The sequence below is a fragment of the Streptomyces sp. SudanB182_2057 genome (assembly GCF_964272715.1).
Lineage (GTDB): Bacteria > Actinomycetota > Actinomycetes > Streptomycetales > Streptomycetaceae > Streptomyces > Streptomyces rubradiris.
The window spans coordinates 6,566,564-6,590,178 of sequence record NZ_OZ186798.1 but is presented as its reverse complement, the minus strand read 5'-3'; the positions used below and the strand labels follow the sequence as shown (position 1 = coordinate 6,590,178).

Sequence of the window (23,615 nt, the reverse complement as noted above, 5' to 3'; positions counted from 1 at the left end):
TCCCGCTCCCCCTCAGCCCTTGGCCACGGCGCGCAGCCGGTCCACCACGTCGGCCCGCAGCTCGGCCGGCTCCAGGACCACCACGTCCGGTCCGAACTCCACCAGCCAGGCGTCCAAGCCGTGCCCGTACGGAATCTCCAACTCGTCCCAGCCGTCACCCAGTTCCCGGACCTTGACGGCCTTCGCCCGAAGGGGGTAACCGGCGCCGGAACGCAGCCGGATCAGCGCCGAGCGGTCGGCGATCTCGCCGGCCCAGCTCGCGACGGTCTCGCGCACGGTGACGACGTCCGGCACCGGCGCGGTGAAGCCCGTGCCGCGGGAGCGGACCTTGCCGGTGATCCGGGAGAGCCGGAAGACGCGTTCGGCGCCCCGGTCGCGGTCGAAGCCGGCCAGGTACCAGTGGCCGCGCCAGCACTCCAGCGCCCAGGGTTCGACGTGCCGGGGCTCGGGGCGGGCGGCGGTGGCCTTGCGGTAGTCGAAGAGGACCGGGCGACGGTCGCGGCAGGCCAGCATCAGCGGCTCGAAGGCGGCCTCGTGCACCGGGATGCGCGGCTCCAGGGCGCCGTGCGCGCCGTACGGGTCGACGTCCTCGGGCAGCCCGGCGGCGCGCAGCTTCTGCAGGGCCCCGCTGGCCGCGCCGGCCAGCCGGGCCTGCTGCCAGACCTTGGCGGCCAGTCCGAGGGCGGCGGCCTCCTCGGCGTCCAGGGTGATGGGGGGCAAGCGGTTGCTGTCGCGGCGGGCGAGATAGCCGACCTCGCCGTCCAGGTTCTCGACGGTCTCGATGACCAGGCCCAGCTCGCGCAGATCGTCCTTGTCCCGCTCGAACATGCGGTTGAAGGAGTCGTCGGAGCCCGCCTCCAGATAGGCCTCGATGGACTCGCGCAGCTCGCGCTTGCTGAGCGGCCGGCGTGCGCCGAGCAGACACAGCGCGAGGTTCATCAGCCGCTCGGCCTTGGCAATGGCCATCGACGCCCTTCGCCTTCCCTATGGTGCTTCCGACCGATGACCGTACCGCTCCGCGGGGCGTCGGCAAAAGCCGAGGGCCCATGCCCGGCCGGGCATGGGCCCCAGGTGATCACGTCCGGTCCGGTCCGCGCCCCGGCACGGGCCGGTTCCGGCCGGCCGGGCGCGGGGCGTTCCGGACGCCGAGCGCGCCGGCCGGAGCGGCCGGGACGCCCCGGCGGGGATCAGACGCCGAGCAGGTCCACCACGAAGATGAGGGTCTCGCCGGGCTTGATCGCCGGGGTCGGGCTCTGGTTGCCGTAGGCGAGGTGGGCCGGGATGGTCAGCTGGCGGCGGCCGCCGACCTTCATGCCCTGCACGCCGCGGTCCCAGCCCGCGATGACCCGGCCGCCGCCCAGCGGGAACTTGAACGGAGTACCGCGGTTCCAGCTGGCGTCGAACTCCTCGCCGGTGCTGAAGGCGACGCCCACGTAGTGGACGGTGACCGTCTGGCCCGCCTGCGCGACCGGCCCGTCGCCCTCCCAGATGTCCTTGATCTCAAGGTCGGCCGGGGGCGCGCCCTCGGGGAAGTCGATCTCAGGCTTGTCGATGTTCACGTCAAAAGCTCCTGCTTGTGTACGGCACGAATCCCGGACAGTCTTTCACCCCGCGGCCCTCCCGCCCGTCATCGGGCCCCGTGCTACATCGCCGCGAGGATGTCCACCGTGAACACGAGGGTGGAGCCCTTCTTGATGGCCCCGCCCTCCGGCGGGTTGTCGCCGTAGCCCAGCTCGGGCGGGACGACGATCAGGACCCTGCTGCCCACCTTCTTGCCGGTCAGGCCCTGGGACAGGCCCTTGACCGCCTCCTGCATCTGCTTCAGCGAGAACTGGCTCAGCCGCCCCGAGTCGTACGTCCGCTCGAACGTCTTGCCGCCGTCCCAGACCAGGCCCTGGAACTGGCACAGCACCGTCTGATCGGCCTTCAGCTCGGGGCCGTCGCCCTCCAGGACGTACCGCGACACGAGCTTCTTCGGCGGGGCCGCCCCAGGGACGGTGACCTTCGGCGCCTTGCCGTCGGTGCCGGTGCCCACCTCGGGCAGACCGGCGTCCGTCTGCGGGACCGGGGTGCCCTTGGCCGAGCTCTTGGAGTTGAAGGACTCGATCAGGTCGATGACGAAGACCAGGGTGTCGGTGCCCTCGATGCCCGCCTGCGGGTTGCCGCTCTCGCCGTAGCCCCAGGTGGGCGGGACGGCGATCTGGACCCGGCTGCCGGTCTTCCTGCCCTGGAGGGCGTACCGCCAGCCGTCGATGATGCTGCCCTGGGCGAGCTGCATGACCAGCGGACGCCCCCGGTCGTAGGAGTTGTCGAAGACCTTGCCGGTGTCCCAGATCTGGCCGAGGTAGTCCGCCCGGATGAACTCATTCTCCGCGACCGTCCGCCCGCCGCCCGCGATCAGCGTCCGGACCGCGAGGTTCTTCGACGGGGTCCCCGGCCCCTTGGCGACCGTCGGCTTCTCGCCGAACCTCTTGCCCGCCGTGACCGCCGGCAGCGGCCCGTCCACGATCTTGGGCGGGGGCGCGGCGGACGCCGACGGCGACGGCGACGCCCCGGCGTTGCCGGAGTCGGACGAATCGTCACCGCATCCGGCGAGCGTGACCAGTCCTGCGGGTACGGCGGCGAGGAGAAGCGAGCGTCGGCGCACGGAAGAGCCTCGTAATCGATCGGTCCAGCGGATGGCGTGCGCGCAACTCTACGACTCGAGACGGGCGCCGTACGGGAAACGTACGGCGCCCGTGTGGCGTTCCGGCATGTCGCGGCCGGGCGGACGGTCCGCCCGGCCCCCGCTACATACCGGCGATCAGCTTCTCCACCCGGTCGTCCACCGCGCGGAACGGGTCCTTGCACAGAACGGTGCGCTGCGCCTGGTCGTTGAGCTTCAGGTGCACCCAGTCCACCGTGAAGTCCCGGCGCTGCTCCTGCGCCCGCCGGATGAAATCGCCGCGCAGCCGGGCCCGAGTGGTCTGCGGGGGAACCGACTTGCCCTCGAAGATCTTCAAGTCGTTGCAGATCCGGGCGGCTTGGCCCTTCTTCTCCAGCAGGTAGTACAGGCCGCGACGGCGGTGGATGTCGTGGTAGGCGAGGTCTATCTGGGCGACGCGCGGATGCGACATCGTCATGTTGTGCTTGGCCCGGTACCGCTCGATGAGCTTGTACTTCATGACCCAGTCGATCTCGGTCTCGACGCGGTCCAGTTCCTCGGTCTCGATGGCCTCCAGCGTGCGACCCCACAGCTCCAGGACCTGCGCGACGGTGCCGGTGCGGATGCCCCGGCGGTCGCAGAAGTCCAGCGCCTTGTCGAAGTACTCGCGCTGCACCTCCAGCGCGGAGGCCTCCCGACCGCTGGCCAGGCGCACCTTGCGCCGGCCGGTGATGTCATGGCTGACCTCGCGGATCGCCCGGATCGGGTTCTCCAGGGTGAGGTCGCGCATCACCGTGCCCGCCTCGATCATGCGCAGCACCAGGTCGGTGGCGCCGACCTTCAGCAGCATCGTCGTCTCGGACATGTTCGAGTCGCCGACGATGACATGCAGCCGGCGGTAGCGCTCGGCGTCCGCGTGCGGTTCGTCGCGGGTGTTGATGATGGGCCGGGAACGGGTCGTCGCCGAGGAGACGCCCTCCCAGATGTGCTCCGCGCGCTGGCTGACGCAGTAGACGGCACCGCGCGGGGTCTGCAGTACCTTGCCGGCGCCGCACAGCAGCTGCCGGGTGACGAGGAAGGGGATGAGAATGTCCGCGAGCCGGGAGAACTCCCCGTGCCGGGCCACCAGGTAGTTCTCGTGGCAGCCGTAGGAGTTGCCCGCCGAGTCGGTGTTGTTCTTGAAGAGGTAGACGTCGCCCGCGATTCCCTCCTCGTGCAGGCGTCGTTCCGCGTCCACCAGGAGTCCTTCGAGAATGCGCTCGCCGGCCTTGTCGTGGGTGACCAGCTCGGTCACGTTGTCACATTCGGGGGTCGCGTATTCCGGATGTGAGCCCACGTCGAGATAGAGCCGGGCGCCGTTTCGCAGAAAGACATTGCTGCTGCGGCCCCATGACACGACACGGCGGAAGAGGTACCGCGCCACCTCGTCAGGAGACAGGCGCCGCTGTCCCCTGAACGTGCACGTGACGCCGTACTCGTTCTCCAGCCCGAAAATGCGGCGGTCCATGAGGGAACATTACGCCCGATCCCCCGAGCTGAAACGGGGTTCGAGGGCACGATTTGGATCATTTTCCGAGGAAGCCGCGACGACATCGGCCCGCGCGGGAGCCATCAGGACCCTTCCGGTGGCGAGCAGCACCAGCAACGACACCGCCCCGGCCACGCTCGGCAGACCGAAGCCCCACACCGCGCCGCCACTCTGCACCACCGGCCCCGCCAGGCCCGTTCCCACCGACGCGCCCACGGTGAACGTCGTCACGAGCCAGGAGAACGCCTCGGTGACCGTGCCCCTCGGCGCGTGCCGGTCCACGATGATGAACGCGCAGGCGATACAGGGCGCCAGGAAGACACCGGAGACCACGCTGAGCAGCACCATCCAGACCGCGCCCGGCGTCAGCGTGAGCGGCAGGTAACACACCGCCAGCAGGGCCACCAGGACCCTCAGCCGCCGCTCGGGCGAGCCCGCCCACTGACGGGCGCCGTAGACGGTACCGCCGGCCAGCGCGCCCAGCCCCAGCCCCGCCATCAGCCAGCCGTAGACCGCGTCACCGCCATGACCGTCGGCGTACGACACCGCCGCGACCGTGATCGAGCCCAGCGCGATCCCGATGAACAGGAACGCCGCGAGCAGCGCCAGCAGACCGGGTGAACGCAGCGCGCCCAGCCAGTGCGCCTCGCGCGGGGCCGAGCGCCAGGCACGCGACGGCGGCGAGACGACCACGGACAGGGCGCCGAGCACACCCAGCAGGTTCAGCACGAGCAGGGCCGCCCGCTCGTCCCACACCGACACGCACACGGTCACCAGCAGCGGACCGACGGTGAACATCACCTCCTGCGCGATCGCGTCCATGGCATACGCGACGTGCACCTGCTCCTCACGGCGCAGCACGGACGGCCACAGGGCCCGCAGACCGCCCTCCAGCGGCGGGGCGAACAGACCCGACACCGCGACGGCCGCGTAGGCCAGCGGCAGCGGATCGGTGCCGCAGAAGGCGAACACCGTCATGGCCAGAGCCGCCAGGACGGCCGCGGGCAACTGGACACGCGGCTGGCCGTAGAGGTCCACGAGCCGGCCCAGCACCGGCTGACCGACCGCGTTGGCCACGCCGTACACGGCCGCGAGGGCGCCGGCCAGGCTGTAGGTGCCGCCGTCGGCGCGGACGAAGAGCACCAGCGCGATGGCCGCGGTCGCGTTCGGCAACCGGCCCACCAAAGTCCCGGCGAGCAGCCGGAGCGCATGTCTCGCCCGCAGGATCTCCAGGTACCCCGTGGCCATGCCCGCCTCCAAGTGTTACGTATAACGTCGCTCATCATACGTACCATGTGCGCTGTTCACACGTCCAACGTGATCTACCCGCCCACCCGAAGGAGCACGTCCACCGTGGCACGCAGCAGCACGCGCCCGACCAGCCGGGACGTCGCCCAAGCGGCCGGGGTCTCCCAGGCGGCCGTCTCCCTCGTGCTGGGCGACAAATGGCGCGGCCGGGTCTCCGAGGCCACCGCCGAACGCGTCCGCCAGGCCGCCCGCGACCTGGGCTACCGGCCCAACCTCGCCGCCCGCAACCTCCGCCTCGGCCGCACCCGCACGGTCCTCCTCGTCGTCCCCGCCCTGACCACCGAATTCTTCGCCGGCGTCTACACCGGCGCCGCCCGCGTCGCCGCCGAGCACGGCTTCGGCGTGGTCCTCTACCCCTCCCCCGAAGGCATCGGCCCCGCCCGCGACCCCTTCGCCTCCGCACAGGCCGCCCTGGACGGCGTCATCGCCTCCTCCATGGCCGCCGACGCCCTCACCGACATCCGCGGCGACCAGCTCCCCCTCGTCATGCTGGACAGCGACCCCGACGGCAGCCTCGGCGCCGCCACCGTCAACCTCGACATCACCGACGGCGTCCGCCAGGTCGCCGAACACCTCCTCGGCCTCGGCCACCGCCGGGTCCTCCACCTCGCCGCCGACGTCCCCTCCTGGACCTTCGAGATCCGCGCACGGGAACTGGCCGCCCGCATGGCCGCCGTCCCCGGCACCGAGATCCGCACCTCCCGCGCCCCGATCTCCATCGACGGCGCGCTCACCGCCACCGAGGCCGCCCTCACCGCACCCGGCCCCCGGCCCACCGCCATCGTCTGCGACGACGACAAACTCGCCGCCGGCGCCTACAAGGCCCTGCGCCGCCTCGGCCTGCGCATCCCCGACGACGTCTCCGTCACCGGCCTCGACGACCTGGCCCTCGCCACCGCCATCGACCCCGAACTGACCACGGTACGACTGGACGCCGAACTGTTCGGCGAACACGGCATGCGCGCCCTGCTGGCCGTCCTGGAGGGCCACAGCCCGACGAGCGGGGACATCCCCGTCCAACTCGTCGTCCGCGGCTCCACGGCCCCGCCACCCACCCCCTAGGAACGCGCGACGCCCCGGCCGTGCCCGGCCGGGGCGTCCCACCGCGTGTGCCGCGGGCGGCTCACTGCTCCTCGGAACCGTCCTCCGCGGAACTCTCCGCCTCCGTGCTCGCCCCGTCCGCCGCCAGCAGCCGGTCCAGCTGCCGGCCGACGATCCGCTTGAACTTCCGCTTCTGCGGACGCGTACGGTCCAGCACCGCCACCTCGAGCCGCTCGGCGGGGATCTCCCGCTCGCTGCCGTTGGTGTCCCGGGACAGCGCCTGCACCGCCAGCTTCAGCGCCTCCGCCAGGCTCATGCCGTCACGGTGCCGCTGGTCCAGGAAACCGCTGATCTGCTCCGCGTTGCCGCCCACCGCGACCGAGCCGTGCTCGTCCACGATGGAGCCGTCGTGCGGCAGCCGGTAGATCTGGTCGCCCTCCGGGGTCTCCCCGACCTCGGCCACCACCAGCTCCACCTCGTAGGGCTTCTCGGCCGCCGAGGAGAAGATCGTGCCCAGCGTCTGCGCGTAGACGTTGGCCAGGCCGCGCGCGGTGACATCGTCGCGGTCGTAGGTGTAACCCCGCAGGTCGGCGTAGCGGACGCCACCGATGCGCAGGTTCTCGTACTCGTTGTACTTGCCGGCCGCGGCGAAGCCGATCCGGTCGTAGATCTCGCTGAACTTGTGCAGCGCGCGGGACGGGTTCTCCCCGACGAACACGATGCCGTCGGCATACTGCAGCACGACCAGGCTGCGGCCACGGGCGATGCCCTTGCGGGCGTACTCCGCCCGGTCGGCCATGGCCTGCTGAGGTGAGACATAGAACGGCGTCGACACCGGTTATCCGTCCCTTTCTGTCATGGTCACTGGATCACCTTGATAAGAACCGGGCCCGCGCTCAGAGCAGGGCGGCCTTGGGGCCGTCCGGCTCCTCCAGGCGCTTCTGGAGCACCGCGCGGGACAGCTCCGACGCCTCCTCCTCGGTGAGCCGGCGGAAGCCGTCCTCGGTGATCACGGTGATGATCGGGTAGATCCGGCGGGCGACATCGGGACCACCGGTCGCCGAGTCGTCGTCAGCCGCGTCATAGAGGGCCTGCACCACCAGTGTGGTGGCCTGCTCCTCGGTCAGGTCGTCACGGAACAGCTTCTTCATCGCGCCGCGCGCGAAGATCGAGCCCGAACCCGTCGCCGCGAAGTTGTGCTCCTCGGAGCGGCCGCCCGTGACGTCGTAGGAGAAGATGCGCCCCTTCTCGCGGTCCACGTCGTACCCCGCGAACAGCGGGACCACGGCCAGGCCCTGCATGGCCATGCCGAGGTTGGAACGGATCATGGTCGACAGCCGGTTCGCCTTGCCCTCCAGCGACAGCTGGGCGCCCTCGACCTTCTCGAAGTGCTCCAGCTCCAGCTGGAAGAGCTTGACCATCTCCACGGCCAGACCGGCGGTGCCGGCGATACCGACCGCCGAGTACTCGTCGGCCGGGAACACCTTCTCGATGTCCCGCTGGGCGATCACGTTGCCCATCGTGGCCCGGCGGTCGCCGGCGAGGACGACCCCGCCGGGGAACGTCACGGCCACGATGGTCGTTCCGTGCGGCGCCTCGATCACGCCCTGGGTGGGCGGCAGCTGGCGGTTGCCGGGCAGCAGCTCGGGCTGGTGCTCGGCGAGGAAGTCCATGAACGAGGAGGATCCTGGCGTCAGGAAGGCAGCTGGTAGACGCCCGGTGCTACGAGTGTTGGCTTCCACAGGTTTCCTTCCAGGTATGCAACAGCACGACGGCCAACATCGGGATCATCCCGCAATTTGCCGATGGCCGAATTGCAGTTGAAGCACAGTACGCCACGGACCCTACCCGTCCTGTGGCAGTGATCCACATGCACGGGCGGGGCGTCCAGACAGATCGCACACAAGCCTCGCTGGGCAGCGATCATCGCGTCACGCTCGGCCTCGGTCAGGCCGTAGTTGCGCTTCAGATGACTCGCACGCCCCTGGACTGCCCGGCACGCTTTGCAGCTTGTCGACAAACCATCGGACGCCGTCCTGTTGCGATCCCACTCGGAGTGCGGCTTGATCTTCCCGCAACGCTGGCAGTACTTGTGCCCCTCCGGTGCGGCCACCCTCGGACGCGGTTTCCTGCCACGGGCGTCTTGGCGCTGTCGGTAGTACATCGCTGCGCACTCTCGACAGTAGGCCTGCAGCCCATCTCGCGTGGACTTGTTACTAGCGAAGGCTGCTCGCGGCTTCGACTGCTTGCACCGCGAGCAGCGCTTCACACGCTCTTGACTCTCCAACCGAAGCTCCCCCGCAACCTTCGAACCGAAGGGAAAATCACTGACCACCCTTCTGAACGAAGGACCGCACGAAGTCCTCGGCATTTTCTTCGAGTACGTCGTCGATCTCGTCCAGTACCGAGTCCACGTCGTCCGACAGCTTCTCGTGTCGTTCCTTCAGGTCTTCGGAGGCCTGCGCGTCCTGCGCCTGCTCCTCGACCTCCTCGGTGGACCGGGTGGCCTTCTGCTGGCCGCCGCCGGTGTCCTTGGTCGCCATAACCTCACCCCGCTCAGTTCGCCTGCCGATCGGTGATGATCAGACCCTATAGGCCGGGTCCGACATCGGCCCCGCAGTTTCCACAACGTGCGGGGCCCACCTCGATGATTCCCGGGCGGTGGGGTTTCCACCCCGCCCGCCCGGAGCGGTCCGAGGACCCGCTGGTCGTACTCAGCCGCCGGACAGCACCCTGACCAGGTCATCCGCCGTGCGGCAGCGGTCCAGGAGTTCCTTGACGTGATTTCGCGTTCCGCGTAGTGGTTCCAGGGTTGGGACGCGCTGGAGGGAGTCGCGGCCCGGGAGGTCGAAGATGACCGAGTCCCAGGAGGCGGCCGCGACGTCGTCGGCGTACTGCTCCAGGCAGCGCCCGCGGAAGTACGCCCGCGTGTCCTCCGGCGGCTTCGTACGGGCCCTGTCGACCTCGGACTCGTCCAGGAGCCGCTTGATGCGTCCGCGGGCCACCAGACGGTTGTAGAGGCCCTTGTCGGGGCGTACGTCGGCGTACTGGAGGTCGACCAGGTGCAGCCGGGCGGCATCCCAGTCGAGGTCGTCGCGGCGGCGGTAGCCCTCCATCAGCTCGCGCTTGGCGACCCAGTCCAGTTCGCCGGCCAGGCTCATGGGGTCGTTCTCCAGCCGGGTCAGGGTGTCCTCCCAGCGGCTGAGGACGTCCTTGGTCTGGTCGTCGGCGTCGGCGCCGTAGCGCTCCTCGACGTACTTGCGGGCCAGTTCGAAGTACTCCATCTGCAACTGGACCGCGGTGAGGGTGCGCCCGCTGCGCAGGGTGACCAGGCGCTTGAGCGACGGATCGTGCGAGACCTGGTGCAGGGTGCGCACGGGCTGGTCCACGGCGAGGTCCACGGCGATGAAGCCGTCCTCGATCATGGACAGGACCAGCGCGGTGGTGCCCAGCTTGAGGTAGGTCGAGATCTCGGAGAGGTTCGCGTCGCCGATGATCACGTGGAGCCGGCGGTACTTCTCGGCGTCCGCGTGCGGCTCGTCGCGGGTGTTGATGATGGGGCGCTTGAGCGTGGTCTCCAGGCCGACCTCGACCTCGAAGTAGTCCGCGCGCTGGCTGAGCTGGAAGCCGTGCTCGTGGCCGTCCTGGCCGATGCCGACGCGGCCGGCGCCGGCGAAGACCTGGCGGGAGACGAAGAAGGGCGTGAGGTGGCGCACGATGTCCGAGAAGGGGGTCTCCCGCTTCATCAGGTAGTTCTCGTGCGTGCCGTAGGAGGCGCCCTTGTTGTCGGTGTTGTTCTTGTAGAGGTGGATCGGCTGGGCGCCGGGGAGCTGTGCGGCCCGCTCGGCGGCCTCGGCCATGATCCGCTCGCCGGCCTTGTCCCACAGGACGGCGTCGCGGGGGTTGGTGACCTCGGGGGCGCTGTACTCGGGGTGGGCGTGGTCGACGTACAGGCGCGCGCCGTTGGTGAGGATGACATTGGCCAGGCCGATGTCCTCGTCGGTGAGCTGGCTGGCGTCGGCGGCCTCCCGGGCGAGGTCGAAGCCTCGTGCGTCCCGCAGCGGGTTCTCCTCCTCGAAGTCCCAGCGGGCCCGGCGGGCCCGGTGCATCGCCGCCGCGTAGGCGTTGACGATCTGGGACGAGGTGAGCATGGCATTGGCGTTGGGGTGGCCGGGGACGGAGATCCCGTACTCCGTCTCGATGCCCATTACTCGCCGTACGGTCATGCGGCCCTCCTTGCCCGGCGGCACCCTCGGTCGTGGGCGCCGCTCAAGTGCGCTGGCGCTCCGGTGCGTGTGCGGTGCCCGTCCCCGCACGGCGCGACTCGGCGGTAGGAACGAGCCTAGAACGCCTTTGCGCTGGTGGGGAGATCATTTGCGTCATTGGCTGCTCCGGTCGTGGCCGGAAAAACAGGCGGCTGCGGGTACCCGTCGAGGGCACCCGCAGCCGCCCTGCCGTTACAGGTACTGACCGGTGTTCGCCACCGTGTCGATGGAGCGTCCGGTGTCCGCGCCCTGCTTTCCGGTGATGAGGGTACGGATGTAGACGATCCGTTCGCCCTTCTTTCCGGAGATGCGGGCCCAGTCGTCCGGGTTGGTGGTGTTGGGCAGGTCCTCGTTCTCCTTGAACTCGTCCACGCAGGCCTGGAGGAGGTGGGAGACGCGGAGGCCCTTCTGGCTCTTTTCCAGGAAGTCCTTGATCGCCATTTTCTTGGCGCGGCCCACGATGTTCTCGATCATGGCGCCGGAGTTGAAGTCCTTGAAGTAGAGGACTTCCTTGTCGCCGTTGGCGTAGGTGACTTCCAGGAAGCGGTTCTCCTCGGATTCGGCGTACATCTGCTCGACCGCGGTCTGGATCATGCCCTGGACCGTGGCGGCCCTGTCCCCGCCGTGTTCGGTGAGGTCGTCGGCGTGCAGCGGGAGACGCTCGGTGAGGTACTTGCCGAAGATGTCCTTGGCGGCCTCGGCGTCGGGACGCTCGATCTTGATCTTCACGTCGAGGCGGCCGGGGCGCAGGATGGCGGGGTCGATCATGTCCTCGCGGTTGGAGGCGCCGATGACGACCACGTTCTGCAAACCTTCGACACCGTCGATCTCGGCGAGCAGCTGGGGGACGATGGTGTTCTCCACGTCCGAGCTGACGCCGGAGCCGCGGGTGCGGAAGAGGGATTCCATCTCGTCGAAGAAGACGATGACGGGGGTGCCCTCGCTGGCCTTCTCGCGGGCCCGCTGGAAGACCAGGCGGATCTGCCGCTCGGTCTCGCCGACGTACTTGTTGAGCAGCTCGGGGCCCTTGATGTTCAGGAAGAAGCTCTTGCCGGCGGCCTGGCCGGTGACCTCGGCGACCTTCTTGGCGAGCGAGTTCGCGACGGCCTTGGCGATCAGGGTCTTGCCGCAGCCGGGCGGGCCGTAGAGCAGGACGCCCTTGGGCGGACGGAGCTCGTGCTCCTTGAAGAGGTCGGGGTAGAGGTACGGCAGCTCGACCGCGTCGCGGATGGCCTCGATCTGGTTGCCGAGGCCGCCGATCTGCTCGTAGCCGATGTCGGGGACCTCTTCGAGGACGAGTTCCTCGACCTCGCTCTTGGGTACGACCTCGTAGACGTAGCCGGAGCGGGGTTCGAGCAGGAGGGCGTCACCGGCGCGGATGGTGGTGCCGAGCAGGGGCTCGGCGAGCCGGACCACCCGCTCCTCGTCGGTGTGCCCGAGTACGAGGGCGCGCTCGCCGTCCTCGAGGATTTCCTTGAGGGTGACGATGTCGCCGACGCGCTCGAACTCCATGGCCTCGACCACGTTGAGCGCTTCGTTGAGCATGACCTCCTGGCCGCGCCTCAGTACGTCGAGTTCGACGCTGGGGCTGACGTTCACCCGGAGTTTGCGGCCGCCGGTGAAGATGTCGGCGGTGCCGTCCTCGTTGGCTTGCAGGAAGACACCGAAGCCGGCCGGCGGCTGGGCGAGCCGGTCGACCTCCTCCTTGAGGGCCACGATCTGGTCGCGGGCCTCGCGCAGGGTGTTGGCCAGCCGCTCGTTCTGGGCGGAGACGCCGGCCAGGTTGGTCTGCAGCTCGACGATCCGCTCTTCGAGAATCCTCGTGTGACGCGGAGAGTCGGCGAGCTTGCGGCGCAGGACGGCGATCTCCTGCTCAAGGTAGGCGATCTGCCCGGCCGGGTCGTCGGACCCGCGTCCCGGGCGGATGCCGCGGTTCATGTCGTCGTCGTGGGCTGCCACGGTCCTCACCTCCTCCAAGGGGAGCTGGACGCTTCCAGACCCTACCTGGGTGGGTGTCGATTGAAACCCCTAGATCACAAAGACTGTCAAGGTGTGTCGTCGGTCACCCGCTGCACACTCCCTCGCACGGAGGGGATACCCACTCAACGTGAGGGGAAAGCAGCTTGTTCCATGCATCCTGTGGTCGAAACCCTTCGTGACTGGCCGGAGTTGTCCGTACGGGGACCGTTCGGCCGGGATGCGGGCAGCACGCGATGCGCTCGTACGATCATCACGTAGAGCGACGTCTCAGGCGGACGGTGTGACTGCCGTGGCGGCTGGGGACGATCGGTCCGGCCACCGGTGCTTCCCTCTCCCGGTCCGGCGCTGTTACCCGGGCGGGCCGGGCCGGAAACCCCGGACGGCGCCCGGTGGCCGAGAAGCGGCCGGAGGTAGGGTCGGGGGTGTTCAACGACCGCTGGTGCGGACCCGGCCGGCCCTCGGGGCGCCGGGACGTCCGGCGAACCGAAGGCAGGAGAGATGACCGTGCAGCAGGAGGCCCCGGGCGGCGAGGCGCTGGAGGTCTGGATCGACCAGGACCTGTGTACCGGCGACGGGATCTGTGCCCAGTACGCCCCGGAGGTGTTCGAGCTGGACATCGACGGGCTCGCGTATGTGAAGGGCGCGGACGACGAACTGCTCCAGGCCCCGGGGGCGACCGTGCCGGTGCCGCTGCCGCTGCTGACGGACGTGGTGGACTCGGCGAAGGAGTGTCCCGGCGAGTGCATCCACGTCCGCCGGGTTTCGGACAAGGTCGAGGTGTACGGGCCCGACGCGGACTGAGTCCGGTTCAGACGCTGTGTGCCCCGGCGGGGGTGGAGCGGACCATGACGTTCCCGTTCCACCGCCAGGTGGCCGGGGTCCGGGTGTCGGGGCAGCAACTGGGCACGGTGTCCGAGGAGTAGCCGAGCAGGGTGGCGGAGACCGTGCCCGCGTGTATGCCGAATCCGGTCACGGTGAGCCGTTCCTCGGGCCGCACCAGGGTGGCGACGACGCGCGCGGTGCCGCTGCCGGCGCCGCGGGTGAGGACGTAGACCCCGTCGGGCGGGGTGCCCATGGGGGCGTCGCAGTGGACCACGGCGACGGTTTCCGGCCTGCCGTCGCCGTCCAGGTCGCCGGTGGCCTTCTTGACGACCACGGCTTTCACCGGCCCGCAGTCCAGGGGGAAGTCGACGCCGGTGGTGCTCGGTGCCGCGGCGGCGGGCTTGCCGTGGGAGCCGGGGGCGGGCTGGACGGCCGTGGCCGGTTCGGGCCGGACGACCGAGGAGAGGGCCACGACGCCCGCGAGGGCCGTGGCGGTGGCGACCCAGTGGATGGGCCGGGTCCGGGTGTGCGCGAGTTCCGGGGCGGCGGATTGCTGCACGAGGAGTGTCTCCTGCGAGGGCGGTGCCGGTGGGATGGCCTGCATCGTGCCACACGTCACAGTGCGGGGGAACGGCGGGGTCCGCGGGCGCCCGCCGGCGGCGGCTCCGCGCGCGGGAGGCCCTTGGAAACGGGTGCCCCTCGTCACCACACCGGCGACGGCTGCGCGCACGGGCGTCTCCTTGGCCGGTACCGGGTCAACGGACGGGCGCCGTGCCCGGGTTCCCGTCGTGGACGGGGAACTCGGGCACGGCGCCCTCGCGTTGCGGTGAGTGGGGGCCGGTCAGCGGCCGGCGCCGCCGTCGGCGTTGGGGCCGGCGTAGTCCTCGCCGTAGGCGCCCTTGGCGGGGCGGCGGCGGCGCATGGGCGGCTCGACGCCGTCCGCGAGGCGGCGGGCGGTGAGCAGGAAGCCGGTGTGGCCGATCATCCGGTGGTCCGGGCGGACGGCCAGGCCCTCGATGTGCCAGTTGCGGATCATGGTCTCCCAGGCGGTCGGCTCGTTGAAGCAGCCGATCTCCCGGATGGACTCCACGGTCCGGGCGAGCTGGGTGGTGGTGGCCACGTAGCAGCACAGGATGCCGCCGGGGACGAGCGCCTTGGAGACGGCCTCCAGGCACTCCCAGGGGGCGAGCATGTCGAGGATGACGCGGTCCACGTCGGTGTCGGACAGGTTGTCCTGGAGGTCGCCGACGGTGAGCTGCCAGGCGGGGTGCGGGCCGCCGAAGTAGCGCTCGACGTTCTGCCGGGCGATCTCGGCGAAGTCCTCGCGGCGCTCGTAGGAGTGCAGCATGCCCTGGTCGCCGATGGCGCGCAGCAGGAAGCTGCTGAGCGAACCGGAGCCGACACCGGCCTCCACGACGCGGGCGCCGGGGAAGATGTCGGCGAAGGCGAGGATCTGCCCCGCGTCCTTCGGGTAGACGACGGCTGCCCCGCGGGGCATGGAGAGGACGTAGTCGGGGAGCAGGGGGCGCAGCGCGAGGTAGGCCACGTTGCCGGTGGTCCGGACAACGCTGCCCTCGGGAGCGCCGATCAGTTCGTCGTGCGGGAAGGAACCCTTGTGGGTGTGGAAGTTCTTTCCGGCTTCGAGCGTGAACGTGTAGTGGCGGCCCTTGGGGTCGGTCAGCTGTACCTGGTCCCCGACCTTGAAGGGCCCGCGCCTGCGGGCGGCACCGGTCGGTTCGGACATGTGACCAGCCTACCGGGTTCCCGTGGGGGGCTTGACCGTCGCCTCGGGGGCGCTACGACGCGGGCCTGGCCATCGCCCTGACGAAGGCCCGCTCGACGTCGGCCGCCGACAGGACGCCGTAGATCTCGCCGGTCTCCTCGACGACCAGGTATTCGGTGGCGGGGGTGGCGCGCAGCGCGTCCAGGAGGTCTTCCCCGGCCAGTTCGGCGGAGACCCGCATGCCGTCGGTCAGCTCCTGGGCGAGGCCGCTGACGGCCACCCAGGGGCGGCGGTGTTCGGGTACGCCGACGATGGCGGCCTCGCGGACGAGGGAGACCGGGGTGCCGTCGGCGTCGACCACGACCAGGGCGCGGGCGCCGGCGGCGTTGGCGCGGCGCAGCGCCTCGGAGAGCGGGGTGTCGTTCTCGACCGGCACGGCCCGCCGGGTGAGGGCGCGGGCGCGCAGTTCGGGGAGGTGTTCGCGCAGCCGGGCCACGCGCAGGCTGTTGCCGGCGCCGGTCCAGATGATCGCGGCGAGGATGGCGGCGAGCAGGGCGTCGGTGACGGTGTCCATGCCGCCGACGTCCTCCCCGCCGTTGCCGAGGACGCCGGAGGAGTTCAGCAGCGGCAGGCCGATCAGGACGGAGACGGCGAGGGCGCGGCCCACCCAGGCGGCGGCGACGGTGCCGCTCATCGGTTTGCCGGTGATCTTCCAGACGACGGCGCGGAGCATGCGGCCGCCGTCCAGGGGCAGGCCCGGGAGGAAGTTGAAGATCGCCACGATGAGGTTGGAGATCATCAGGCCGGCCAGCAGGACGCCGGGTACGGTGCCGGGTTCGACCGGTTTCATGGCGAGGTAGAACAGGCCGGCCAGCACCAGGGAGAGCAGCGGGCCGACGAAGGCGAGCACGAACTCCCGGCCCGGGGTCTCGGCTTCCTTCTCGATCTCCGAGACACCGCCGAAGAACTGGAGCTGGATGCGGCGCACCGGGAGCTTGAAGCGGATCGCGGCGACCGTGTGGGCCAGCTCGTGGACCAGGACGGAGGCGTAGAAGGCGACCGCGAAGAAGAGGGAGACCAGGTAGCGGGCGGCGCCCAGCTCGGGCAGCACGCGGTCGAGCTGTCCGCCGAAGACCCAGGTGATCAGGGCGGCGACGAGGAACCAGCTCGGCGCGACGTAGACGGGCACGCCGAAGGGGCGGCCCATGAGGATGCCGCCGCCGGGGCCGGGTTCCTTGGGCCGCGGCCCGGGCGGCCGGCCCTTGGCCATGCCGGTGTGCGCGAAGGAGTGGTGCTGGCCGGGGGTGTGAGCGGGGGTGGCGGCGCGCTGGTCCGGTTCGGCCGGGGCGGGGGCCGCGGGTGGGGCGGTGTGAGCGGTGGACCGGCTGTCGGGGGTGTCCGTGCCGTCGGTGGCGGGCTGATCGCCGCTGGAGGGGGTGTCCGCAGGGCCGTCGGAGGCGGGTCGGCCCCCGGCCGAGGGGCCGACCGCAGGGCTGTCGGCGCCAGGCTGAGCCCCACCGGAGCGGCTGCCCGCAGGACCGTCGGCGGCGGGCTGAGCCCCGCCCGAGGGGCCGCCCGCAGGACCGTCGGCGCCGGGCTGGTCCCCGCCCGAGGAGCTGACCGCAGGACCGTCAACGGCGGGCTGGTCCCCGCCAGAGCGGCTGCCCGCAGGACCGTCGATGGCGGGCTGAGCCCCGCCGGAAGAGGCGTCCGCAGGGCCGTCGGCGGTGGGTTGCTGTCCGGCGGGGGCAGGGGTCGTGGGGGTGTTCCCGGTGGGGGTGGTGGTTGTGCGGGATGTCTCGGGTGGCGGGTTCTCCCGGGGTCCGGGGCCGCGCTTGTCGGTGGGTCCGGTCGCCGGGGCCGTAGGGTCCGCGGCGTCCTCGGCCGGCCTGTCGTCGCCGGACCGGGGCTGCCCGCTCCCGCCGCTCACGTCCACGGTGTCCCCTCGTTCGAAGCGTCTTCCGCACCTGGCTGGTCGGAAGGGTCTCTGGTCGATGGTATGCGCCCGTGGCGGTGCGTTCCGCCCCGGCACCCCTGGTGTTCGCCTGGCGGACGCCGGGTGACGCGGGCGGCGACTGGGGCGCTGTCAGTGCCGGGCCGTATGGTCTGGGGCATGGACAGCAGCATCGACGAGGCAGTGGCGTCGGACACGGGAGACGGGGCCGGGAGCGGGTCCGGGGCCGGCCCGGCGGCGAGCGGTGGCCCGGAGGGGGCCGCCGGTGAGCGTCGCGCCCTCGCGCCGGTGTCGCTGTCGCCGTCCCGGGCCGGTGACTTCATGCGGTGTCCGCTGCTGTACCGGTTCCGGGTGATCGACCGGCTGCCGGAGAAGCCGAGCGAGGCGGCGACCCGGGGCACGCTGGTGCACGCCGTGCTGGAGCGGCTGTTCGACGCGCCCGCCGGGGAGCGGACCGCGCCCCGGGCGAAGGCGCTGATCCCGGGGCAGTGGGACCGGCTGCGGGAGAGCCGCCCGGAGCTGACCGAGCTGTTCGCCGACGATCCGGAGGGCGAGCGGCTGGCCGGCTGGCTCGCCGAGGCGGAGCGGCTGGTGGAGCGCTGGTTCACGCTGGAGGACCCGACGCGGCTGGAGCCGGCCGAGCGGGAGCTGTTCGTGGAGACCGAGCTGGACTCGGGGCTGCGGCTGCGCGGGATCATCGACCGGGTGGACGTGGCGCCGACCGGTGAGGTGCGGATCGTCGACTACAAGACGGGCAAGGCCCCGCGCCCGGAGTACGCCGAGGACGCGCTCTTCCAGATGAAGTTCTACGCCCTGGTCGTCTGGCGGCTGAAGGGTGTCGTGCCGCGCAGGCTCCAGCTGGTGTACCTCGGCAGCGGGGACGTGCTGACGTACGACCCGGTCCCGGCGGACCTGGAGCGGGTGGAGCGCAGGCTGCACGCGCTGTGGGAGGCCATCAGGCAGGCCACGGAGAGCGGGGACTGGCGGCCCCGGCCGACCAAGCTGTGCGGCTGGTGCGACCACCAGGCTCTCTGCCCGGAGTTCGGCGGCACTCCCCCGCCCTATCCGCTGCCGGTCCGGGCGCCCGGGTCCCGGGCGGGGTGAGGCGGGGCGCGGGGGCAGGGCAGAATGGGCCCGGACTAGCGAAGGAGTGTCACGTGGCCATCCGTGTCCTACTGGTCGACGACCAGCCCCTGCTGCGTACGGGTTTCCGGATGATCCTGGAGGCCGAGCAGGATCTCGCGGTCGTCGGCGAGGCCGGTGACGGCCTCCAGGCCCTCGACCAGGTACGAGCACTGCAGCCGGATGTGGTGCTCATGGACATCCGGATGCCGCGGATGGACGGTGTGGAGGCCACCCGGCAGATCACCGGTCCCGGCCGGGACGGCCCGGCCAAGGTGCTGGTGCTGACCACCTTCGACCTGGACGAGTACGTGGTGGAGGCGCTGCGCGCCGGGGCGAGCGGCTTCCTGCTGAAGGATGCGCCCGCGAACGAGCTGGTGCAGGCGATCCGGGTGGTGGCGAACGGTGAGGCGATGCTCGCGCCGAGCATCACCCGGCGGCTGCTGGACAAGTACGCCACGCATCTGCCGTCCGGTGAGGAGGCGGTGCCGGACACCCTGCACACCCTCACGGACCGTGAGGTGGAGGTGCTGAAGCTGGTGGCGCGCGGGCTGTCCAACGCGGAGATCGCGGCGGACCTGTTCGTCAGCGAGACGACGGTGAAGACGCATGTGGGTCATGTGCTGACCAAGCTGGGGCTGAGGGACCGGGTGCAGGCGGCGGTGTACGCGTACGAGAGCGGGCTGGTGCGTCCCGGCGCCCAGTAGGTGTCCGTCCGGCACGGTGGGTGACGACGGCGAAGGGCGCCCCGCTCCTTGTGGAGCGGGGCGCCCTTCGCCGTGTGCGGGGTCAGCTGCTCTTGCTGAGTTCCCAGAACCGGAACACCGTGGAGGCGTCCAGGCAGTACTCCAGGCCGTATACGCCGTCGCGGACGACCGCGTACTGCTTGGCCTGCCAGACCGGCAGCACGGGCAGGTCGTCGGCGACGATCTCCTGGAGCTTGCCGAAGTCCTTGTCGGTGGCCGCGCGGTCGCTCTGGGCGGCGGTGCCGGGCAGCAGGGATCCGGTGATGGTGCGGTTGTCGTAGTGGTTGTTCAGTACGTTGCCCTTGCCGAAGAAGGGGGCGGTGAAGTTGTCGGCGTCCGGGTAGTCCGGCACCCAGCCTTTCACGTAGACGCCGTACTTGCCTGCGGCGATGTCCTTCTCGTACTGGTCGAAGGCGACGGACTTGACGTCGGCGTCGAACAGGCCGCTGGCGTTGAGCTGTTCGGCGATGGCCTTCAGCTCCTCGTCGGTGGCGGGGCCGTAGCGGGACGGCGTGGACCACAGGGTGAGCTTGACCTTGCCGGTGATGTCGTCGGCGCGCAGCGCGGCGGCGGCCTTGGCCTGGGAGGGCCGGGCGCCGTAGGTGTCGAAGAAGGCGGTGTTGTGGCCCGCGACACCGGCCGGGACGATCGAGTACAGCGGGGTGGCGGTGCCCTGGTAGACGTCCTTGATCAGGGCGTCGCGGTCGATGAGGTAGGCGATGGCCTTGCGGACGCCGAGCTTGCCGGCCACCGGGTCCTTCATGTTGAAGACCAGGTGCTGCACCTCGGCGCTGGTGCCCTCGATGACGTCGATGCCCTTGCTGTCGTCCTGCTGGTCGAGCTGGGTGATGTCGGCTGCGGTCAGGCCTCGGTAGGCGATGTCGATGTCGCCGCCGAGGAGGGCTTCCTTCAGCGCCGCGCGGTCGCCGTGGAAGAACTTCAGGGTGACGCCGGAGTTGTTCGGCTTGGCGCTGCCCTTGTAGTTGCCGTTGACGGAGAAGACGGCCTGGTCCTTGTCGAAGGAGTCCAGCTTGTAGGGGCCGGAGCCGATCGCCTGGTGGTCGGTGCGCAGGCTGCCCGCGTCGTACTGGCGGTGGTCCACGATGGAGCCGGCGCCGGAGGCGATCTTGCTGGGGAAGGTGGCGTCGGGCACCTTCAGGTGGAAGACGGCCGTCTTGGCGTCCGGTGTCTCGACCTTGTCGAGCATCGGGAACATCAGGGCGGGGCCGGCCGGGTCGGCGATCTTCAGCATGCGGTCGAAGGTGAACTTGACGTCCTCGGAGGTGAGGTCGTCACCGTTGCTGAACTTCAGGCCGTCCTTCAGTTCGCACTTGTAGACCATGGCCCGGGTGTCGGTGAAGCCGCACTGCTTCGCCAGTTCGGGCTGGGGTTCGGTCGCGCCCTTGGGGAAGCTGAGCAGCGACTGGAAGACGTTGTTGAACAACAGCCAGGAGCCGGGGTCGTAGCCGGCCGCCGGGTCCGTGGCGAGGACGTCGTCGGACATCCCCATCACCACGGAGGAGCCGGTGCCCCCGGAGTCGCCGGACTCGGATCCGCAGCCGGTCAACAGGCCGGAGGCGAGCACCGCCGCGAGGGGCAGGACCGGCCACTGGGTACGCAGGTTCACTCGGAGTGCCTTGTCGTCGGGTCGTCAGCCCGGGTCCGCCATCCCTGGACCCGGGCACCGGGGGCCGCGCCGTTGCGCGGCCCCGGGTACGGGAGCCGTCAGCCGCTCACGCCGCGGCCGAGCTCCCACAGCTGGAGCGTGGAGGAGGAGTTCAGGGCGTAGGCCGTGCCGGTGATGTCGTCGCGGGCGGCGACGTACTGCTTGCCCTGCCACAGCGGCAGGACGGGGACGTCCTCGGCGACGGCGTCCTGGATGTCGGTCAGGCTCTTGGAGGCGCCGAGCCGGTCGGCCTCGCGGCGGGACTGCGGGATCAGCGTGTGCTGGACGGTGCTGTTGCTGTACGGCGAGCCGAGGAAGTTGTCCTTGTCCAGGAAGGGCGCGAGGAAGTTGTCGGCGTCGGGGAAGTCGGGGAACCAGCCCATGCCGTAGACGTCGTACTCGCCCTTCTGCTCGGCGGGCCGGAAGGTGGACCAGGGGTGGCCCTGGATGGTGACGTCGAACAGGCCGCTGTCGTTGAGCTGCTTCCGCAGGATCTCGAACTCCTGCTTGGTGGCCGAGCCGTAGTGGTCGGTCGTGTAGTGCAGGGTGAGCTTCACCGGGGTGGTGACGCCGGCCTTGGCGAGCACGGACTTGGCCTTGTCGGTGCTGGGGTTGCCGTACTTGTTGAAGAACGAGTTGGAGTGGCCGGTGACGGTGGCCGGGACCAGCGAGTACAGGGGCTCGGCCTGGGTGCCGTAGACCTTGGAGACCAGTTCGCCGCGGTTGATGACCTGGGCCATGGCCTGGCGTACGGCCTTGTCCTTGACGCTGGTGGCGTCGGTGTTGAAGGCCAGGTAGCGGATCTCCAGGCCGGGCATGTCGACCAGGTCGACCTTCTCGTCGTCGCCGGCGTCCAGCTTCTGGATCTGCGCGGGCGACATGGTGCGGGTCATGACGTCGATGTCGCCCTTGTCGATGGCCTCGCCCATGGCGTCGGCGTCGGTGAAGGAGCGCAGCTCGACCTTGTCGTTGTTCACCGTCACATTGCCCTTGTAGGAAGGGTTCTTGGTGAAGGTGGCCGTGGTGATGGCGTCGTCCTCGACGTCGGCCTTGAAGGTGTACGGGCCGGAGCCGTCGATGTCGAAGCCCTCGCGGAGCTTGTCCTTCGGGTAGTCCTTCGGGTTGACGATGCCCGCGACCGGGGTGGACAGCTTGTAGGGGAAGGTGGCGTCGGCGGTCTTCAGGTGGAAGACGACGTCGCGGTCGCCCTGCGTCTCGATCGTGTCGATGGTGTTCAGCAGGGCGGCCACCCCGCTGTCGGCGTTGAGGCGCAGCACACGCTCGATGGAGTACTTGACGTCCTCGGCGGTCACCGGGTCGCCGCCGGCGAACTTCAGGCCCTCGCGCAGCTTGCAGGCGTAGCGCTCGCTGCCGCTGTCGGTGAAGGAGCAGCTCTCGGCGGCGTCCGGGACGGGCTCGCCCTCGCCCTTGGGCTGCGCCATCAGGGTCTGCACGGACTGGCGCAGGATGTTCCAGGAGCCGACGTCGTAGGCGTAGGCCGGGTCGAGGGGCGCGGGGGCTTCCTTGGTGGCCGTGAACCGGTCCGTGGTACCGACGACGATGGCGTCACCGCTCGTGCTCCCGCTGTCGGATCCGCCGCACGCGGCGAGAACCGGGGTGAGCAGGCCGGCCACCGCCGGCAGCACCAAAGTCTTGCGGTTCATGCGGGAGTTTCTCCAGAGCTGTTCGGGTCCGTGGATCCGGCGTGCGGGGGTGGTGCGAGGGGATCACGGGGGTTCTCGGCGATGTTCTCGCGATGAGATTAGTCCGCACCCGCAGGGGGGTTCACGGTCGCGTGAGTTGACCCGCCATCACGCAGGGGAGCCGGTCGCGGACGCACCGAAAACCCGACAGTGGCAGGATTAGTGCAGGTTCCCATCAATCGGGACACAAGGTCACCCCGGAACCGGCCCGGTGGGACCGGCCGGTGGGTGTCGGCAACGTTGTCGGACCCTTTTCGCGTGGCGAACATCACACTGGGGGCCGTGATGGTGACCGATTGAATCCGGCCGCGCGACGGTGGACGGATTTCCCCGTGGTGTCTAGTGCGTTTCCGTCATCATGCCGCGCAGGAACGCCAGGTCGACCTCCTCCAGGGAGGAGACGACGGTGCGTCCCAGGGCCGGGCCGATGGGGGCGATGGAGGGGACGGCGACCACGCGGCAGCCGGCGGCCTCGGCCGCGGCGACCCCGGTGGCGGTGTCCTCGATCACGGCGCACCGGGCCGGGTCGGCGCCGAGTCCGGCGGCGGCGAGCAGATAGGGGTCCGGGAAGGGCTTGGTGCGGGAGACCTCGTCGCCGGCGACGGACAGGGCGAAGTGGTGCGGGCCCAGTACGGACAGCACGCGGTCGATGATGCGCCGGTGGGAGGCGGAGACCAGGGCGGTGGGGATCTCGTGCGCGTGCAGTTCGGCGAGCAGCCGGGCGGCGCCGGGCATCAGCGGCAGTCCGCCGTCGATCCGGTTCTCGAAGCCGTCGTTGAGCAGCACGGTGAGTTCGGCGAGGCCGATGTCGGCGCCGGTGGCCTCGATGAGGAAGCCGGCGCTGCGGGTCATGGGGCCGCCGACCACGACATGGCGCCAGGTCTCGTCCAGGGTGTGCCCGAGGGAGGCGAAGACCTCGACCTCGACGTCCCACCAGAAGCCTTCGGAGTCCACCAGGGTGCCGTCCATGTCCAGCAGCACCGCTTGCAGGGCGGAGCCTTCGGCCGTACGGGTTCCTAGCGCGGGGACCGTGCTGGTCATCCGGGCGCACCTCCTTGAGGGACGACCAGGCCGGTTCCCCGGTGGGGAACCGGCCTGCGGTGGACCGACCAG

21 protein-coding genes are annotated in these 23,615 nt (G+C 70.4%); 4 read left to right on the top strand and 17 right to left on the bottom strand.

Annotation, left to right across the window (positions count from 1 at the left end; genetic code table 11):
• Positions 1–12 precede the first annotated feature (12 nt).
• The 5 genes from ACSURM_RS29250 to ACSURM_RS29230 form a co-directional block, all read right to left on the bottom strand.
• Complete coding sequence (locus ACSURM_RS29250; protein WP_359044963.1) at positions 13–966, bottom strand: helix-turn-helix transcriptional regulator; 954 nt, start codon at positions 964–966, stop codon at positions 13–15.
• A gap of 221 nt (positions 967–1,187) precedes the next feature.
• Positions 1,188–1,559 carry an FKBP-type peptidyl-prolyl cis-trans isomerase gene (locus ACSURM_RS29245; RefSeq protein ID WP_436958780.1) on the bottom strand — a complete coding sequence of 124 codons (372 nt, stop codon included), beginning with the start codon at positions 1,557–1,559 and terminating at the stop codon, positions 1,188–1,190.
• 83 nt (positions 1,560–1,642) lie between these two features.
• Complete coding sequence (locus ACSURM_RS29240) at positions 1,643–2,647, bottom strand: FKBP-type peptidyl-prolyl cis-trans isomerase (protein WP_436958779.1); 1,005 nt, start codon at positions 2,645–2,647, stop codon at positions 1,643–1,645.
• A gap of 142 nt (positions 2,648–2,789) precedes the next feature.
• Positions 2,790–4,151, bottom strand: a complete 1,362-nt coding sequence (pafA, locus tag ACSURM_RS29235) for a Pup--protein ligase (protein WP_030781321.1) — start codon at positions 4,149–4,151, stop codon at positions 2,790–2,792.
• 9 nt (positions 4,152–4,160) lie between these two features.
• Entirely contained in the window at positions 4,161–5,420 is a 1,260-nt protein-coding gene (locus ACSURM_RS29230) for an MFS transporter (protein ID WP_436958778.1), read from the bottom strand.
• 105 nt (positions 5,421–5,525) lie between these two features.
• Between ACSURM_RS29230 and ACSURM_RS29225 the strand changes: the two genes are divergently transcribed.
• Entirely contained in the window at positions 5,526–6,542 is a 1,017-nt protein-coding gene (locus tag ACSURM_RS29225; protein WP_436958777.1) for a LacI family DNA-binding transcriptional regulator, read from the top strand.
• A 61-nt stretch (positions 6,543–6,603) separates the two neighbouring features.
• Here ACSURM_RS29225 and prcA read toward each other — a convergent pair whose 3' ends face one another.
• The 6 genes from prcA to arc all read right to left on the bottom strand — a co-directional run bounded on the left by prcA (position 6,604) and on the right by arc (position 12,745).
• Positions 6,604–7,356, bottom strand: a complete 753-nt coding sequence (prcA, locus tag ACSURM_RS29220) for a proteasome subunit alpha (protein WP_181794042.1) — start codon at positions 7,354–7,356, stop codon at positions 6,604–6,606.
• Between the two features lie 61 nt (positions 7,357–7,417).
• Complete coding sequence (gene prcB / locus ACSURM_RS29215; RefSeq protein ID WP_436958776.1) at positions 7,418–8,263, bottom strand: proteasome subunit beta; 846 nt, start codon at positions 8,261–8,263, stop codon at positions 7,418–7,420.
• Positions 8,215–8,448: an endonuclease VII domain-containing protein gene (locus ACSURM_RS29210; RefSeq protein WP_307784797.1), complete on the bottom strand. Its 234-nt coding sequence runs from the start codon at positions 8,446–8,448 to the stop codon at positions 8,215–8,217. Before ACSURM_RS29210 ends, prcB begins: the two co-directional genes overlap by 49 nt.
• A gap of 397 nt (positions 8,449–8,845) precedes the next feature.
• Entirely contained in the window at positions 8,846–9,064 is a 219-nt protein-coding gene (locus ACSURM_RS29205; protein ID WP_030608326.1) for a ubiquitin-like protein Pup, read from the bottom strand.
• A 171-nt stretch (positions 9,065–9,235) separates the two neighbouring features.
• The gene (dop, locus tag ACSURM_RS29200; protein WP_351325955.1) at positions 9,236–10,747 is read right to left on the bottom strand and encodes a depupylase/deamidase Dop; all 1,512 of its coding nucleotides are present in this window, start codon (positions 10,745–10,747) and stop codon (positions 9,236–9,238) included.
• A gap of 231 nt (positions 10,748–10,978) precedes the next feature.
• The gene (gene arc, locus ACSURM_RS29195) at positions 10,979–12,745 is read right to left on the bottom strand and encodes a proteasome ATPase (protein WP_436958775.1); all 1,767 of its coding nucleotides are present in this window, start codon (positions 12,743–12,745) and stop codon (positions 10,979–10,981) included.
• Positions 12,746–13,264: 519 nt separating this feature from the next.
• On the opposite strand from arc, the gene ACSURM_RS29190 reads away from it, so the two are divergent.
• Positions 13,265–13,567 (top strand): ferredoxin, encoded by a 303-nt coding sequence (locus ACSURM_RS29190; protein WP_189996167.1) that lies wholly within the window; start codon positions 13,265–13,267, stop codon positions 13,565–13,567.
• A gap of 7 nt (positions 13,568–13,574) precedes the next feature.
• Here the strand turns inward: ACSURM_RS29190 and ACSURM_RS29185 are convergent, their stop codons facing one another.
• The 3 genes from ACSURM_RS29185 to ACSURM_RS29175 all read right to left on the bottom strand — a co-directional run bounded on the left by ACSURM_RS29185 (position 13,575) and on the right by ACSURM_RS29175 (position 16,992).
• Positions 13,575–14,147, bottom strand: a complete 573-nt coding sequence (locus ACSURM_RS29185) for a hypothetical protein (protein WP_436958774.1) — start codon at positions 14,145–14,147, stop codon at positions 13,575–13,577.
• 282 nt (positions 14,148–14,429) lie between these two features.
• Positions 14,430–15,332: a tRNA (adenine-N1)-methyltransferase gene (locus ACSURM_RS29180; protein WP_043499232.1), complete on the bottom strand. Its 903-nt coding sequence runs from the start codon at positions 15,330–15,332 to the stop codon at positions 14,430–14,432.
• A 52-nt stretch (positions 15,333–15,384) separates the two neighbouring features.
• Positions 15,385–16,992, bottom strand: coding sequence for a site-2 protease family protein (locus ACSURM_RS29175; RefSeq protein ID WP_436961206.1), 1,608 nt, complete (start codon positions 16,990–16,992; stop codon positions 15,385–15,387).
• A gap of 432 nt (positions 16,993–17,424) precedes the next feature.
• Between ACSURM_RS29175 and ACSURM_RS29170 the strand changes: the two genes are divergently transcribed.
• The gene (locus ACSURM_RS29170; RefSeq protein WP_436958773.1) at positions 17,425–18,369 is read left to right on the top strand and encodes a RecB family exonuclease; all 945 of its coding nucleotides are present in this window, start codon (positions 17,425–17,427) and stop codon (positions 18,367–18,369) included.
• Positions 18,370–18,422: 53 nt separating this feature from the next.
• Complete coding sequence (locus ACSURM_RS29165) at positions 18,423–19,094, top strand: response regulator (protein WP_436958772.1); 672 nt, start codon at positions 18,423–18,425, stop codon at positions 19,092–19,094.
• 82 nt (positions 19,095–19,176) lie between these two features.
• Here ACSURM_RS29165 and ACSURM_RS29160 read toward each other — a convergent pair whose 3' ends face one another.
• From ACSURM_RS29160 to ACSURM_RS29150, 3 genes are all read right to left on the bottom strand, one after another.
• Positions 19,177–20,760, bottom strand: coding sequence for an ABC transporter substrate-binding protein (locus ACSURM_RS29160; protein WP_436958771.1), 1,584 nt, complete (start codon positions 20,758–20,760; stop codon positions 19,177–19,179).
• 98 nt (positions 20,761–20,858) lie between these two features.
• Positions 20,859–22,463 (bottom strand): ABC transporter substrate-binding protein, encoded by a 1,605-nt coding sequence (locus ACSURM_RS29155; protein WP_436958770.1) that lies wholly within the window; start codon positions 22,461–22,463, stop codon positions 20,859–20,861.
• A gap of 378 nt (positions 22,464–22,841) precedes the next feature.
• Entirely contained in the window at positions 22,842–23,543 is a 702-nt protein-coding gene (locus tag ACSURM_RS29150; RefSeq protein WP_436958769.1) for an HAD family hydrolase, read from the bottom strand.
• Between the last annotated feature and the right edge of the window lie 72 nt (positions 23,544–23,615).

Coding starts and splice junctions, on each gene's coding strand:
- ACSURM_RS29250 (WP_359044963.1), bottom strand. CDS start 966: ATGGCCATTGCCAAGGCCGAGCGGCTGATGAACCTCGCGCTGTGTCTG.
- pafA (WP_030781321.1), bottom strand. CDS start 4,151: ATGGACCGCCGCATTTTCGGGCTGGAGAACGAGTACGGCGTCACGTGC.
- ACSURM_RS29230 (WP_436958778.1), bottom strand. CDS start 5,420: ATGGCCACGGGGTACCTGGAGATCCTGCGGGCGAGACATGCGCTCCGG.
- ACSURM_RS29210 (WP_307784797.1), bottom strand. CDS start 8,448: ATGATCGCTGCCCAGCGAGGCTTGTGTGCGATCTGTCTGGACGCCCCG.
- ACSURM_RS29205 (WP_030608326.1), bottom strand. CDS start 9,064: ATGGCGACCAAGGACACCGGCGGCGGCCAGCAGAAGGCCACCCGGTCC.
- dop (WP_351325955.1), bottom strand. CDS start 10,747: ATGACCGTACGGCGAGTAATGGGCATCGAGACGGAGTACGGGATCTCC.
- ACSURM_RS29190 (WP_189996167.1), top strand. CDS start 13,265: ATGACCGTGCAGCAGGAGGCCCCGGGCGGCGAGGCGCTGGAGGTCTGG.
- ACSURM_RS29180 (WP_043499232.1), bottom strand. CDS start 15,332: ATGTCCGAACCGACCGGTGCCGCCCGCAGGCGCGGGCCCTTCAAGGTC.
- ACSURM_RS29170 (WP_436958773.1), top strand. CDS start 17,425: ATGGACAGCAGCATCGACGAGGCAGTGGCGTCGGACACGGGAGACGGG.
- ACSURM_RS29155 (WP_436958770.1), bottom strand. CDS start 22,463: ATGAACCGCAAGACTTTGGTGCTGCCGGCGGTGGCCGGCCTGCTCACC.
- ACSURM_RS29150 (WP_436958769.1), bottom strand. CDS start 23,543: ATGACCAGCACGGTCCCCGCGCTAGGAACCCGTACGGCCGAAGGCTCC.